Below are 13,515 nucleotides of genomic sequence, written 5' to 3'. Positions count from 1 at the left end.
AGCGGAAGATCCCGCCTGCACGCCCAGAAATGAAACGATTCAATCACCGGAAAGGTTCCCGCAATGCAGCGCTTCTCTCGCCGATCCGCCCTGCGCTCTGCGATAGGCGTGGCCCTCGCTCCGGCCCTTGGCTCCCTGGTCCTGCCGGGGCTCACACCACTGGCGTCCGCAGCGGTGTCCTGGAGCGCGAAGTGGATCTGGGCGTCGGCCAGTTCGGCGAACCAGTGGGTGGCGTTCCGTAGATCGTTCACCCTTGACTCGGCGCCCTCGAAGGCCGTGACCCGCATCGCGGCGGACTCGAAGTACCGGCTGTGGGTCAACGGCACCCTCGTGGTCTTCGAAGGGCAGCTCAAGCGCGGTCCCAACCGCACGGACACCTACTACGACGAACTCGACCTCGCCCCGTACCTCACCAGCGGCGGCAACACCGTCGCGCTGCTGGTCTGGTACTTCGGCAAGCAGGGCTTCTCGCACAACAGCAGTGGTCAGGGCGGGCTGTTGTTCCAGTCCGACATCCAGACCGGCTCGAACACCACCCGGCTGGTCAGCGACACCAACTGGAAGCACACCGTCCACCCGGGCTACTCGAACAACACCAGTGGCACGCAGGTCAACTTCCGGCTGCCCGAGTCCAACGTCTACTACGACGCCCGCAATGCCGCGGCGATGGCCGGCTGGGAATCGCCCGGTTACGACGACAGCGGCTGGAGTGCGCCGGCCGACCTCGGGGCCGCAGGCGCCGCGCCCTGGAACGCGTTGGTGCAGCGTCCGATTCCGCAGTTCCGCCACTCCGGCCTGCGTGCCTACACCAACGCCGCCTCGCTGCCGTCCACGGGCCAGGGCGCCACCGCGATCTCGGCCGCCCTGCCGTCCAACCTCCAGGTCACCCCGTACCTGAAGGTCGACGCTCCGGCCGGGGCGGTGATCGGCATGCAGACCGATCACTACGACGACGGCGCGGGCCTGACGGGCATCGAGCCCGGGACCGGCTACAACGTGCGCGCCACCTACGTCTGCGCCGGCGGCGTCCAGGAGTTCGAGTCTCTGGCGTGGATGAGCGGTACGGCCGTGCGGTACACCATCCCGGCGGGCGTGACGATCCTGGGCCTGAAGTACCGGGAGTCGGGCTACGACACCGACTTCGCCGGGTCGTTCAGCAGCAGTGACGCCTTCCTGGACACCCTGTGGGGCAAGGCCGCCCGCACGATGTACGTCAACATGCGGGACAACTACATGGACTGCCCCACCCGCGAGCGCTCCCAGTGGTGGGGCGATGTGGTCAACCAGCTCAAGGAGGGCTTCTACACCTTCGACGACCGCTCGCACGCGCTCGGCGCGAAGGCCATCGCCCAGCTGACGTCCTGGCAGAAGGACAGCGGGGCGCTCTACTCGCCGATACCCTCCGTCATCTGGACCAGCGAACTGCCCGTCCAGATGCTCGCCTCCGTCTGGTCGTTCTGGACGTACTACCTCTACACCGGCAACGCTGACGCCGTGACCGGCGCCTACCCGGCGGTGAAGAAGTACCTCAACCTGTGGAGCCTGGACAGCGACGGCCTCGTCACCCACCGCAAGGGGGACTGGGACTGGGAGGACTGGGGCAGCAACATCGACGCCCGCGTCCTCGACAACTGCTGGTACTACCTGGCCCTGGACACCGCCGCCCAACTGGCCGAGCTCAGCGGCAACAGCGGCGACGTCGCCGGATGGCAGGCCCAACGCGACAGCGTCAAAGCCAACTTCGACCGCGTGCTCTGGAACGCCTCGAAGAACGAGTACCGCTCACCCGGCTACACCAAGGACACCGACGACCGGGCCAACGCCCTCGCCGTCGTCGCGGGCCTGGCCCCCGCCTCCCGCTACCGCGCGGTCACCGAGGTGCTGCGCACCCACCTCAACGCCAGCCCCTACATGGAGTTCTACGTCCTGGAGGCGCTCTACCTCATGGGCGCGGCCACCGTCGCCGAGGAGCGGATGCGCAACCGGTACGCCGCCCAGGTCGCCGACCCCGCCTGCTACACGCTGTGGGAGCTGTGGGACAAGGCCGCCGGCACCGACAACCACGCCTGGAACGGCGGTCCGCTGTACGCCCTGTCCGCGTACGCCGCCGGAGTCCGCCCTACCCGGCCCGGCTGGGAGACGTACGACGTCCTCCCGCAGACCGGCACCCTCGCGAAGATCGACACCGTCATCCCCACCGTCAAGGGTGACATCCGCTTCGGCATCGAGCGCGACGGCACGGAAGTGACGCTGACACTCACCTCGCCGAGCGGGACAACCGCCCGCGTCGGCGTGCCCACCTACGGCGGGTCCCAGCCCGTCATCAAGGCGGGCGGCACCACGGTCTTCACCGGAGGCTCATCCACCGGCAGTGTCAGCGGGCTGACGTACGTGGGCAAGGACTCCTCCTACGTCTGCTTCACGCTGCGGCCCGGCACCTGGACCCTGACCGCGACCGGCACCGGCCGCCTCGACAACCTCGCCCTGGGCGCGACGGTCACCAGCAACAACAGCCTGGAGAACGGCAACTGGGGCCGGAACCGGCTCACCGACGGCGTTCTGACCAGCGTGACCGGCGCCAAGGGCTACACCAGCAACGACTTCGCCTCCGCCGACGTCAGCGCGAACCCCGTCTGGGTCGAGATCGACCTCGGAGCCGACACCGACCTCGATGCCGTACGGCTCTTCCCGCGCACCGACACCCCCGCCTCCGGCGGCGGCACCGCGGGCTTCCCGGTCGACTTCACCCTCCAGACCCGCGCGGACGGCGCTGCCTCCTACACCACCGTCCGCACCGTCACCGCCGAGCCCAACCCCAACGGACTCCCACAGACCTACGGTTTCAAGACCACCACCGCCCGCTACGTCCGCCTGCAGGCCACGAGACTCGGCACTCCCGCCGCCGACGAGACCACCAGGTATCGCCTCCAGCTCGCCGAACTCACCGTCCCCACCGCCGCGACCACCGTCACCGCCAACTACACACTGGAGAACGGCGACTGGGGCAAGACCCGGGTACTGGACGGCATCACGACCAGCGTGAGCGGCGCCAGGGGCTTCACCAGCATCGACTTCCCTTCCGCCGACGTCAGCGCCACACCCGTGTGGATCGAGGTCGATCTGGGTGCCGAGCGGGCCATAGGCTCGGTCACACTCCATCCCCGAACCGACACCGCGGCGGCCGGGGGCGGCACGGCCGGCTTCCCCGTGGACTTCACGATCCAGACCCGGGCCGACGGCTCCACGTCCTACACCACCGTCCGCACGGTCACCGGCCAGGCCAACCCGAACGGAACGGCCCAGACCTACACACTCACCTCGGCCACCGGCCGCTATCTGCGCCTGCGGGCAACGAAGCTCGGCACTCCCGCCTCCGACGAGTCCACCCGCTACCGGCTGCAGTTGGCAGAGATCCGCATTCAGTGAGCCGACCACACCTCGGCTGGATCGCGGGCAAATGTGTACAGCTGAACGGGCTGTTGGGGGAGGGTGTGGGCCCGGGTGGGCCCAGGGTTTCGATCTGTAGCGAAATGAAGTGGGTGTAGAGGCGTTCCTGGTAGCGGTAGTGGCCGGGCAGGTTGTCGCTGAAGGCGCCCATGAAGTCCGGGTCGTCCTCCCAGGAGGTGGTGACCGGGTCGCCGATGATGTGCGAGGCGATGTCGACGGTGGGGTAGATCTGCTTCAGGAAGTGCAGCATCAGCCGCACCCGCTCGTCGACATCGAGCGGCAGCCACTTCAGCGCATCGTCGTTCCAGGTGTACGACAGGCAGAACAGTGCCGGCTTGTCGGGGCCGTCGTCCAGCAGGTACGTGCCACGCGTCAGCCGGTCCGTGAGCGTGGTGCTGAGCACGTGCTGCCCGGTCTCCGGGTCGACGTCCTTCCAGAAGGGCCGGTCGACCACGACGAAGGTCTTGGACGACTGCATGTAGTGCGTGCGCTCGATGGCCGTCCACAACGGGTGGCTGAACAGTGTCTCGTCGGTGTCGATCCGGGCGGACAGCAGCCACGACTGGCAGGTGGCGACGACCGCGGGGTAGGCGGACGTCCTCGGGGGCGTGCACGGCGACCTCGGTGCCATGGTGCTCGGGCGGGATCGAGCCCAGCCCGTCGGCGTGGGCCAGGTACTCGTCGTAGGGGAAGGGGAAGTCGGGGATGAGCATTCTGATGCCGCTCTGCGGGGGAGTGTTCACGGGATTTCCTGAAGGCTCCTGCCAGGTGGCCCGGCGCGGGTCGGTAGTGCGGAAAGAAGGAGGGGGGTAGCTGTCGGCCGGGCGGTCAACCGCACAGGGCGAGATAGTCGGTGTCGCGGCGGGCCGCACGCAGGATGCGGTGGCTCACGTCGGCCACCACCAGTTCCTCGCCCGTCTCGCCGGCCGCGACGCGTCGGCCGTAGGGATCGCCGAGGCAGCTCAGCCCGGCGAAGCCAGGGCCCGCGTGGTTGGCGTAGGCGATGAAGATCTGGCTCTCCAGCGCCCGCGTGGGGACGACCATCTTGGGGACGAGACGGGTGTCGAACGGCGCGGGCCGCCCGTCGGCCGGCGGGCGCAGCGGCACCGCGGTGGGCACGCACAGCAGCTTGGCGCCGGACCGGGCGACCGCGCGGGTGAACTCGGGGAACTCCACGTCGAAACAGATGCCGAGTGCGACGGGGACGCCGTGCAGGGGTACGACCTGAGGGTGCTGACGGCCGGGCGTGAAGAACGTGTTCTCCGCCGCGCCGAAGAGATGTGCCTTGTGATACCTGGTCAGTTCGCGTCCGTCACGGTCGAAGAGCGAGGTGCTGATGAAGCGTTCGCCGTCCTGGTGGTCCACGGTCGAGGCGACGAGCGCCACACCGGCGGACCGCGCGATGGCCGCGAGCCGTTCGCGCTGCCGGGCTCCGTCGTCGCCTGCGACGGCCGCCGGGTCGTAACCGCTGACGAACAGCTCCGGCGTCACCTACCACGGGTGCCCGAAGGCGTGTCGAAGCTCATGTGACCTCCTGGCAGCAAAATATTTGCCTGCCAATCATTGGTCGACCAACTCTGTATCGTGACGGCGCGCCGCGGTCGGGCTGCCTCACCAACGGGGCGGCGTTTCGCCCGCCTTCCGGTCCCGCCTGCGGTCTAGGCTCGGCCCGTGGGGCAGCCCGAACAGCGCGCCGAGGGCGCCGGACCGTTCACCACCAGGACCACCTGGAACCCTCCCGGCGGCGGCACTGCGGTGTGGGAGTCACGGCTCGCGCGACGGCGCGGGCTGCTCGCCGTCCGTCCGCCCGGTGCGGCGGCCAGTCGGCACGCGCATGCGGACGCCGTCGCCATCGGTCGGCTGCGCAGACTCAACGTCATCGCCGCGATCGCCTTCATCATCGGCGGTGCGGTCTTCGCGGCCGGTGCGGCCGTCGCCCAGTTCGGCTCGGGCGATGCCACCGAGTGCGCCTCGATCTACTTCGCGGGCGGACTGTTCTTCAACACCGGTGGCTATGTCTCGCTGCTCCAGGTGATCAACGCACCCCGCCATGTCGCCGGCGGTGAAGGCCGACTGGTCTCCCGCCGCTGGCGGTGGTGGAGCTACGAGCCGATGCGGGTGGACTGGCTGAGCGCCTTCGTCCTCTTCGCGGGGACACTCGTCTTCGGCGTCTCCCTGCTGGACTCGTTCCTGCGCGGCCTGAGCGTCCAGCAGGTCAACCGGCTGATCTGGGCGCCCGACATGGTCGGCTGCGTACTCTTCCTGATCTCCGGGCACCTGGGCTTCGTCGAGATCTGCCACGGCCGGCCCTGCGTCCGCACGCGCAGCCTGGGCTGGTGGATCGTCGCTGTGAACCAGCTCGGTTCCGTCCTGTTCATGGTCTCGGCGCTCGCCGCCTTCACCCGCCCCGTCACCGACAGCCTGGTCAACGCCGTCATCGCCAACTGGGGCACCCTCACCGGCGCCCTGTGCTTCTCGCTCGGGGGCTTCCTCCAGCTCGACGAACACCCGTAAGCGCGGAGCGGGCGGCCCGAGGCGTAGCCGGCGGTGATGTGACCTACCGGACGATGCGCGCGACTGTCCCGTGCTGCGGGTCCCCGTACTTGGAGATCAGCTGCTCGTCGCTCATGCGGTCGATTTCTTCGCTGCGTTGGACAGGAAAGATCACGTGGGTGTCCTTGTCCGTCCAGTACTCGACGACGCGGAGTGTGTCGGTGGCTCGGCTCATGTGGTGCTCCCTTGCGGCGCGTGGGATTCAGGGTGCGTCTGTGCACGTCGAGGGGTCAAGAGAAAAAGGGGCTTCCGTTTCTGTCGTCGGAAGCGTAGGTTCCGCTTACCCCGCGTCGGTGTCCCCCAAGGCACCGGCCCGCCGATCCCGGGAAGGCGGGCCACGCGGGGGCCAATCGTCCGGCGTCTGCATGGGCTGTGGGCCCGACCGTGCATCGACGCCACCCCTCGCCGGTCGCCCCTGCCGCGCCCGGCTCGCCATGACCTGCTGACCGCGCCCCTTCCTGTTGGCCGGGGCGGGTCTCCGGGTGAGCGGAGCCGCAACTCCCTGCGTAATGAGCAAGCGCTTAGTAGACTGGCCGCGTACAGTCCACGCAGCAGGGAGGGACGGTTATGCCGGCGTCGGAAGCCGAGGCCTTCTACGAGCGGGAGGACCACGGCCGGTTCCTCCCCACCGCGTACACCCGGGGGCCCTGGGACGCCGACTCCCAGCACGCCGGTCCGCCGGCCGCGCTGCTGGGGCTGGCCGTCGAGCAACGGCCGGGCGGCCGGCCGGACATGCGGGTGGCCCGGCTCACGTACGAGATCATGCGCCCGGTCCCGATGCGGCCGCTGAACGTGTCCACGCGCGTGCTGCGCGCCGGGCGCAGCGTCGAACTCGTGGAGGTCGGCCTGACACCCGACGGCGGCCAGGAAGTGATGCGGGCGACGGTTCTGCTGATGAAGGCGGCGCCGGGCTCGGTGCCGGAGGTGTCGCCGGGCCGGCAGGTTCCCGGGCCCGAGGCAGCACCCTCGAAAGCGTTCTTCCCCGTCCCGTGGGAGCAGGGCTATCACACCGCCATGGACCTGCGCTTCGCCGCGGGTTCGTTCCTCGAGCCCGGCCCGGCCACGGCGTGGATGCGCATGAGGGTCCCTCTGGTCGCGGGCGAGGAGATCACGCCGCTCAGCCGGGTGCTGACGGCTGCCGACTCGGGCAACGGCGTCAGCGCCGAGCTGGACTTCCACCGGTACGTCTTCATCAACGCCGACCTCACCGTCAGCCTGCACCGCCACCCCGAGGGTGAGTGGGTCTGCCTGGACGCCCGGACGATGGTGGACGGCGCGGGCATCGGCCTGGCCGAGTCCGCCCTGCACGACGAGAAGGGGCCGCTCGGCCGCAGTACCCAGACCCTGTTCGTGGCCGCGCGCGGGTGAGGCAGCGGGCGAGGTCCCGGCGCGCCCGGGTTGGCCCCGGCGGCGCGCAGCCGTTCCTCGTCGAAGTGGTCGAAGTGGTCGAAGTGGTCGTGGGTCACCAGCACCGCGTCCGCGCCGTTCAGGGCCTCCGGCTCGCTGAGCGTGCCCGGGTCGATGACCAGCCTCTGGCCGTCCTTCTCCACGCGGACGGCGGCGTGGCCGAACTTGGTCAGGCGCATGGCTCTCCTCCCGCAGTCGGTCCGGCGATCACGTCGGACCGGTTCACGACGTCGCATCGTCGTGGGTGACAGTCACGACGATCTTGCCGACCTGCCCGTTGGCCGCCATGTAGCGATGGGCGTCGGCGATCTCCGCGAGATCGAAGGTGCGGTCCACGACCGGGGTGAAGGAGCCCGAGGCGAGCCCCGCGTTGACGAACGCGACCGCCCGGCGCAGGCGCTCGGGGTTCGTGGTGATCTCGAAGAGGGTGTAGGTGCTGGTGGTCAGCGCCGGGAAGGACTGTGCGTTGGGCAGTGGGGTGGGGCGCGGGTCGAGGGCTCCGTAGACCACCAGGAAACCGCCGGGGGCGATGCCCTGGGCGAGGGTCTCGACGCCGGGGCCGGCGATCGGATCGAACGCCAGGCGGACGCCTTCACCGCCGGTGATCTCCTTGATGCGGGCTGGGAGGTCCTCCTCGTCGGTGACGATGACGTGGGCCGCCCCGGCGTCCAGGAGGCGCTGCTTCTTGTCGGCACCCCGCGTGGTGGCGATCGGGATCGCGCCGACGTGGCGGGCGACCTGGATGGCGGCGAGACCGACGCTGCTGGAGGCCGCGGTGATCAGCACGTGGTCGCCGGGACGCACCTGACCGCTTTCGGCGAGGGGACCGTAGGCGGTGATGTAGGCCATCCACACGGCCGCTGCCTGCACGGGGTCGACATCCGCCGGGCGGGGGACAACGGCGGAGGCCGGGACGATGACGTGGTCGCCGTAGGTGCCGTACTCACTCTGCAGGAACGCCGGCACAACAGCGACCAGGTCGCCCTCGGCGAAGCCGTCCACACCCTCACCGACCGCCTCGACCACGCCGGCGGCCTCGTAGCCGAGCGTGGAGGGGAAGACCGGCTCGTAGAAGTAACCGCCCTCGCGGTACATGATCTCGGCCCGGTTCAGGCCGATCGCGTCGACACGGATGAGTACCTCTCCCGCGCCCGGGGCACCGACCTCCACATCGCGAAGAGTCAGCACCTCGGGGCCGCCGAGCCGGTCGAACTGTACGAGTCTTGCCATGGTGCATCCGTCCTGGGAGCAGGGGTCGGGGGAGACACCGAGTCGGCTCGGTGCTGATAACGACCCTGCCCCAATATTCGATGGCCGTCAAATTTCGAGCGTCATCGAAGTAGGTTCGCTCGGAGGGTGCGGTGGTTACGGCCGACTGACAGTTCGTACGCCGCCGAAAGCTCTCAGGTGGCCGGGTCGTGGGTTCGGGGGTTGGGGATGCCGGCCGGCGTGCGGGGCGGGCGGGTGAACCCGACCGGGACTCCTGGGGAGTAGAGCACGCTTGTGGGTGCCCCGGTGGGCGCGGGCAAGCCTGCCGTGGTGACCAGGTTCTCGTCGCAGTGGAGTAGTTCGGCGCGGTGAAGTGGCCAGCGAGGGTGGGCGTTGGGGAGGTACAGGGGGCGGCCGTGGAAAGTGCTGTGCATGCCCCAGCGGGCGGTGAGGAAGTGCTCGAGTTCGGTCGGTGCCTCGACCCGTTCGCCGACCCGTATCGCGAGGCTGCTGCGCGCGTCGCGCGGGCCGGGCCAGCGCCGACTGCTGCTGTACGTGATCGTGGTGCCCTGCTGGTGGATCTTCATCCGCGACCAGACGTAGGGAAGGCGGAAGGCGGTTCGTCCGATGGCGACGGGGATCAGACGAGAGGCGTCGAGCGAGCGGAAGACGACGCCGCGCCGGCCGTGGGCGTCCACGGAGTACAGGCGCACGTTGGTCTCGGGGAAGGAGCCGAGGTAGGGGATGCCGGGGAGGCGGAACCATCCGACGCGGTGCATCCGGAAGGCGACGAGTCCGACGTAGGTGAGGCCGTGCAGTGTGTCCGGTCGGGTGCCGACCGGCAGGAGCGGAGCGACGTCTGCCGGGGCGGCGGGCCAGTGGAGGAAGGCCAGGTCGAGCCAGGACTGGGTGAGGAGAGGGCGGTCCGCGGAATGAGGCGGGTCGGCGGATATCGGCTCGGGTTCCACGCTGAGCGATGGCTGCGGCATCGGGCCAGTATCCCGAAGTGCCCCGCCAGGGCCTCACCCGAGTACGGGATAGCCGATCCGGGCCATCTCCTCTTCGAGACCGGCCAGTTCGACATCCGGGTTCAGCGATGACACAACGCTCTGGGTGAGAGGCCGCAAGGCATAGACGTGACGCACGGCCTCGAGGTCTACCACCACCTCGTAGTACTCCTCCGCGAACTGCCGGTATGCCTCGGGCCGGCCGTCGACGAGGACGTCGAAGAGCCACTCGGCGCTGCCGTCGTCCTCCACCCCCTCCGGCAGGGCCTCGACGGCGCCGCACTTCCACTCGGTGTCGGCCTGTTCGCGCCAGAAGCACGTCGTCGCTCGCGGCGTCCCGTCGACCTCGCTGAAGGCGGGCTCTGCGACCTGGGGAAGGAACGCTTCGGGCACTCCCTCGAACAGTCCGGGCCACGGCGCCGGGGGATCCACCCGATACGGGCTCATGGGCGACTCGTGATCGAAGCCGCGGACATATGCCCCCGCCGGCGAGAAGACGATCGAGTATTCATTGCCGCAGCCGTCGCGCATGGAGGCCATCTCCTCCGTCGGCGACCACCGCGAGTCGAACGAGTAGAACCGGGACTCCCAGTCCGGGCTCATGATGGCATCCACCATGGCCATGGCTCGGGAGCGATCCCGGACGACGGAGATCCCGGGCAGCTGGCGGATCACTTCATAGACAGACACGGCCACATCCAAGCCGATCCCACTGACAACGCCCGCACCGCACCCATCGGTGAGTTCCGCGCAGGCGGAAATACCTGACGCAGCCCGTCATGTATGTACCCCATGCTTGACGTATGAAGTCGGACCGGTTGCTCTCCATCCTCCTGTTGCTGCAGACACACGGACAGGTGCCGGCCAGCGAGCTGGCCGCGCGCCTGGAGGTGTCGGTGCGCACCATCTACCGGGATGTCGAGGCGCTGTCGGCTGCGGGGGGTGCCGGTGTACGCGGACCCGGTGACAGTGAGCGCGGGCACGGAACTCGATTCTGCTGCGGAGGACTGCTCCACCGGGATCATCATGGCGCCCGCGGAGTTCAGTGACCCTTCGCAGGTTGAGATCGCGGACATCAGCAGTGCCCAGTTCATCCCCGGCTCGCCCGGATCCTGGACGGCACCCGAGCAGGTTCGGACGTTGACCGGCTCCAGCCTGAGTACAGGAGCGTCCGCGGCGTCAATGGCGCAGGGAACCCACACAGGTGTCATCACCGGAGAGTTCGGTGGGGACGGCCTGACCGCGGTCGCGCTGCCCACGACACCCGAACAGCGGACACGCCATCGCCCTCATGGTCAATGACGGAGCGACCCAGATGGTCGCGGTGGACCTGACCAAGATGCTCGACGGCACGACGGTCCCGGCAACGGGCCACGTCTGCACCAGCGGCACCCTTCCTCCGACTGCCGAGAGCTTCATCGCCTTGCCGTGATCGGCTCGCACACAGTCGTTCGGGGAAGTTGACGAGACCGTGGGGGTGATCAACCCCCACGGTCTCGCATTTGCCGCAGCATCCTGCAGGTCTCGCTGACGGAGCGGCGCCGGCGCATCGACTCACAGCGTCGACCTGGTCAAAGCCGGAGTGGTTATCGCTTGCGGTCGTCATGGCGGTGCAGGCGCCAGTGGCTGCCGCGTCAGTCCACCGTGCGCTCCACCCCTCAGTGCTGCCGGCCCGGACCCTCGGTGGATTCCGGGTCCAGGTGTGTGCTGCCTCGGTCTGGGACGACCATGGATGGAGGCAGAACGCCCGCCGGTACGGCACGAGCCAAGGCGCCGAGCGGGAAGGAAAGTGAGACATGGGCACGATGGACTCCTCCCGAGCAGGCGACGGCCGGTCGACGGCGGGTCCTGCCGCGCCGCCCAGTGGCCTGCTGGATCTGCTCAGCGTCGCCGCGGTGGTCCTGAATGCGACGGGCCAGGTGGTCTTCTGGAGCCCGAAGGCCGAGGAGCTGTTCGGCTACACGGCAGCAGAAGCGCTCGGGCAGTACGCGGCTCCGCTGACGGTCCACGAGGAGCACCGGGACGAGGTCATCAAGCTGTTCGCGGAGGTCATGGAATCCGGCACCGACTGGGCCGGGGCCTTCCCGATCCGGCACAAGGACGGCAGCACCCGCCTGGTGGAGTTCCGCAACATGCGGCTGCTGGACGACCTCGGTGACACCTATGTCCTGGGCCTTGCCGCGGACCAGGCAGCTGTGGAGCGGGTCGAGCGAGATGCCGCCCTGGCCATGCGTCTGGTGTCCCAGTCCCCCGTCGGGCTGGCCATTCTGGACCCGGACCTGCGGTACCTGGCCGTGAATCCTGCTCTCGAACGCATCACCGGTCAGTCCGCCGCCGAGCGTCTCGGCCGGCCGGTCGGCGAGGTCCTGACCTTCCTGGACACGGACCCCGAGGCACGTCTGCGCCGTGTCCTGGAGACGGGCGAGTCGGTCGTGGACCGCGACATCGTCTGTCGTCCCCCCGCCGACCCCGACCACGAGCATGCCTGGTCCGTCTCGTACTACCGGCTGGAGGATTCCGGTGGGCGGGTGCTGGGCCTCGCCTACTCCGTCATCGACGTCACAGAGCGTCATCGTGCCAATGCGGAAGCGGCACAGGCCCGGCAACGGCTGGCACTGATCGCCAGGGCATCCGCGTCGGTGGGTACCACTCTCGATCTGGAGACGACAGCGCGCGAGCTTGCCGACGTCGTCGTACCGGTCCTGGCCGATGTGGCAGCCGTGGACGTACTCGACAGCGCCCTTGACGGCCGGACCGCGCCACACGAGGGCCCGGCCTTCTTCCGCGCCCTCGCCGTCAGCGCGGCCGACTCCACCGAGGCGGTCCGGGCGGCCGACCCGCCGGGGGGAGCCGCCCGCTACGACAGCGACCGCCTGATCACCCAGTGTGTGCGCACGTGTCAGCCGGTACTGGTGCCCCACACAACCCGTGGGGATCTGGAGCGCATCGCGCGGCATGGCGAGGCCGCCGCCCTCCTCGCGGCGGCAGGCGTGCACTCCTACCTGGCCGTACCGCTCGTGGCCCGGGGCGAAGTCCTCGGCGCTCTCGACCTCAAACGCACCCGGAACCCCGCTCCTTTCGATGACGACGACGCATTCCTCGCCAGCGAGTTGGCCGCCCGAGCCGCGGTCTGCATCGACAACGCCCGCGGATACCAGACCCAGCGCCACGCGGCCCTCACCCTCCAACGAAGCCTGCTTCCCGAGCCCCCCTCGCACCTGCCGGGCTTGGAGGTTGCCTGCCGCTACCAGCCGGCCGGCGCCACGAGCGAGATCGGCGGCGACTGGTTCGACGCCATACCTCTCCAGGGAGACAAGACCGCCTTGGTCGTCGGGGACGTCATGGGCAGCGGCATCAATGCCGCCGCCACCATGGGGCAACTTCGCACTGCCGCCCGCGCCTTCGCCGAACTCGACCTTGCTCCCGCCGAGGCCCTGCGTCACCTCGATCACCTGACCGAGGGAATCGAGCAAACCATCACCACCTGCATCTACTGCGTTTACGACCCTCACCAGGGCCAGTGCCAGATCTGCCTCGCCGGCCACCTACCCCCAGCCCTGATGCGTGCCGGGCATGCGGCGCAACTGCTCGACCTGCCCACCGGCGCACCGCTCGGTGTCGGTGGTGTCCCCTTCGAGGCCACCACTATCGCCTTCCACCCCGGCGACGAGCTCGCCCTCTACACCGACGGCCTGGTCGAAAGCCGAAGCGCACCCATCGACTCCCGCCTGGACGCCCTTCTCGACGCCCTCACCGCGACACGTGGCCACGATCCGGAACGCACCTGCGACCGCATCCTGGAGATTCTGCGGCCGCCCGGAGGTGAGGACGACGTCGCTCTGCTCGTCGCCCTGGCCCAGTCCTGAGCTGTCCGAGGGCGGGACAAGCCCCC

10 protein-coding genes and 3 pseudogenes are annotated in these 13,515 nt (G+C 69.3%); 6 read left to right on the top strand and 7 right to left on the bottom strand.

Annotated elements, in window-relative coordinates; translation table 11 throughout:
- The first annotated feature begins 63 nt into the window (after positions 1-63).
- Complete coding sequence (locus CRP49_RS38220) at positions 64-3,426, top strand: discoidin domain-containing protein (RefSeq protein ID WP_097257993.1); 3,363 nt, start codon at positions 64-66, stop codon at positions 3,424-3,426.
- A gap of 103 nt (positions 3,427-3,529) precedes the next feature.
- Here the strand turns inward: CRP49_RS38220 and CRP49_RS38215 are convergent.
- A pseudogene (locus tag CRP49_RS38215) lies at positions 3,530-4,036 on the bottom strand (flavin monoamine oxidase family protein); the annotation flags it as partial.
- Positions 4,037-4,275: 239 nt separating this feature from the next.
- Complete coding sequence (locus CRP49_RS38210) at positions 4,276-4,938, bottom strand: nitrilase-related carbon-nitrogen hydrolase (RefSeq protein WP_097257992.1); 663 nt, start codon at positions 4,936-4,938, stop codon at positions 4,276-4,278.
- Positions 4,939-5,118: 180 nt separating this feature from the next.
- Here CRP49_RS38210 and CRP49_RS38205 point away from each other — a divergent pair, with 180 nt between their 5' ends.
- The gene (locus CRP49_RS38205) at positions 5,119-5,961 is read left to right on the top strand and encodes a hypothetical protein (protein WP_097257991.1); all 843 of its coding nucleotides are present in this window, start codon (positions 5,119-5,121) and stop codon (positions 5,959-5,961) included.
- A gap of 43 nt (positions 5,962-6,004) precedes the next feature.
- Here the strand turns inward: CRP49_RS38205 and CRP49_RS47250 are convergent, their stop codons facing one another.
- Positions 6,005-6,175, bottom strand: coding sequence for a hypothetical protein (locus tag CRP49_RS47250; RefSeq protein ID WP_179851978.1), 171 nt, complete (start codon positions 6,173-6,175; stop codon positions 6,005-6,007).
- 392 nt (positions 6,176-6,567) lie between these two features.
- Between CRP49_RS47250 and CRP49_RS38200 the strand changes: the two genes are divergently transcribed.
- On the top strand, positions 6,568-7,368 hold the full coding sequence (locus CRP49_RS38200) for a thioesterase family protein (protein ID WP_097257990.1): 801 nt from the start codon (positions 6,568-6,570) through the stop codon (positions 7,366-7,368).
- 20 nt (positions 7,369-7,388) lie between these two features.
- Here CRP49_RS38200 and CRP49_RS38195 read toward each other — a convergent pair.
- From CRP49_RS38195 to CRP49_RS38180, 4 genes and pseudogenes are all read right to left on the bottom strand, one after another.
- Positions 7,389-7,586, bottom strand: a pseudogene (locus CRP49_RS38195) (MBL fold metallo-hydrolase); the annotation flags it as partial.
- Positions 7,587-7,629: 43 nt separating this feature from the next.
- A complete protein-coding gene (locus tag CRP49_RS38190; RefSeq protein ID WP_097257989.1) occupies positions 7,630-8,637 on the bottom strand; it encodes a zinc-dependent alcohol dehydrogenase family protein in 1,008 nt (335 codons plus the stop codon).
- 173 nt (positions 8,638-8,810) lie between these two features.
- Entirely contained in the window at positions 8,811-9,605 is a 795-nt protein-coding gene (locus tag CRP49_RS38185) for a YqjF family protein (RefSeq protein WP_097257988.1), read from the bottom strand.
- A gap of 33 nt (positions 9,606-9,638) precedes the next feature.
- Positions 9,639-10,313, bottom strand: a complete 675-nt coding sequence (locus tag CRP49_RS38180; RefSeq protein ID WP_257033766.1) for a hypothetical protein — start codon at positions 10,311-10,313, stop codon at positions 9,639-9,641.
- A gap of 113 nt (positions 10,314-10,426) precedes the next feature.
- On the opposite strand from CRP49_RS38180, the pseudogene CRP49_RS38175 reads away from it, so the two are divergent.
- The 3 genes and pseudogenes from CRP49_RS38175 to CRP49_RS38170 form a co-directional block, all read left to right on the top strand.
- A pseudogene (locus tag CRP49_RS38175) lies at positions 10,427-10,583 on the top strand (HTH domain-containing protein); the annotation flags it as partial.
- A 331-nt stretch (positions 10,584-10,914) separates the two neighbouring features.
- Positions 10,915-11,055: a hypothetical protein gene (locus CRP49_RS47245; RefSeq protein WP_179851977.1), complete on the top strand. Its 141-nt coding sequence runs from the start codon at positions 10,915-10,917 to the stop codon at positions 11,053-11,055.
- A 364-nt stretch (positions 11,056-11,419) separates the two neighbouring features.
- Positions 11,420-13,489, top strand: a complete 2,070-nt coding sequence (locus CRP49_RS38170; protein ID WP_097257986.1) for a SpoIIE family protein phosphatase — start codon at positions 11,420-11,422, stop codon at positions 13,487-13,489.
- Positions 13,490-13,515 lie beyond the last annotated feature (26 nt).

The sequence above is a fragment of the Streptomyces sp. Ag109_G2-15 genome (assembly GCF_900215565.1).
In the GTDB taxonomy this organism is placed as follows: domain Bacteria; phylum Actinomycetota; class Actinomycetes; order Streptomycetales; family Streptomycetaceae; genus Streptomyces; species Streptomyces diastatochromogenes.
This window is presented reverse-complemented; position numbering and strand designations above follow the sequence as displayed.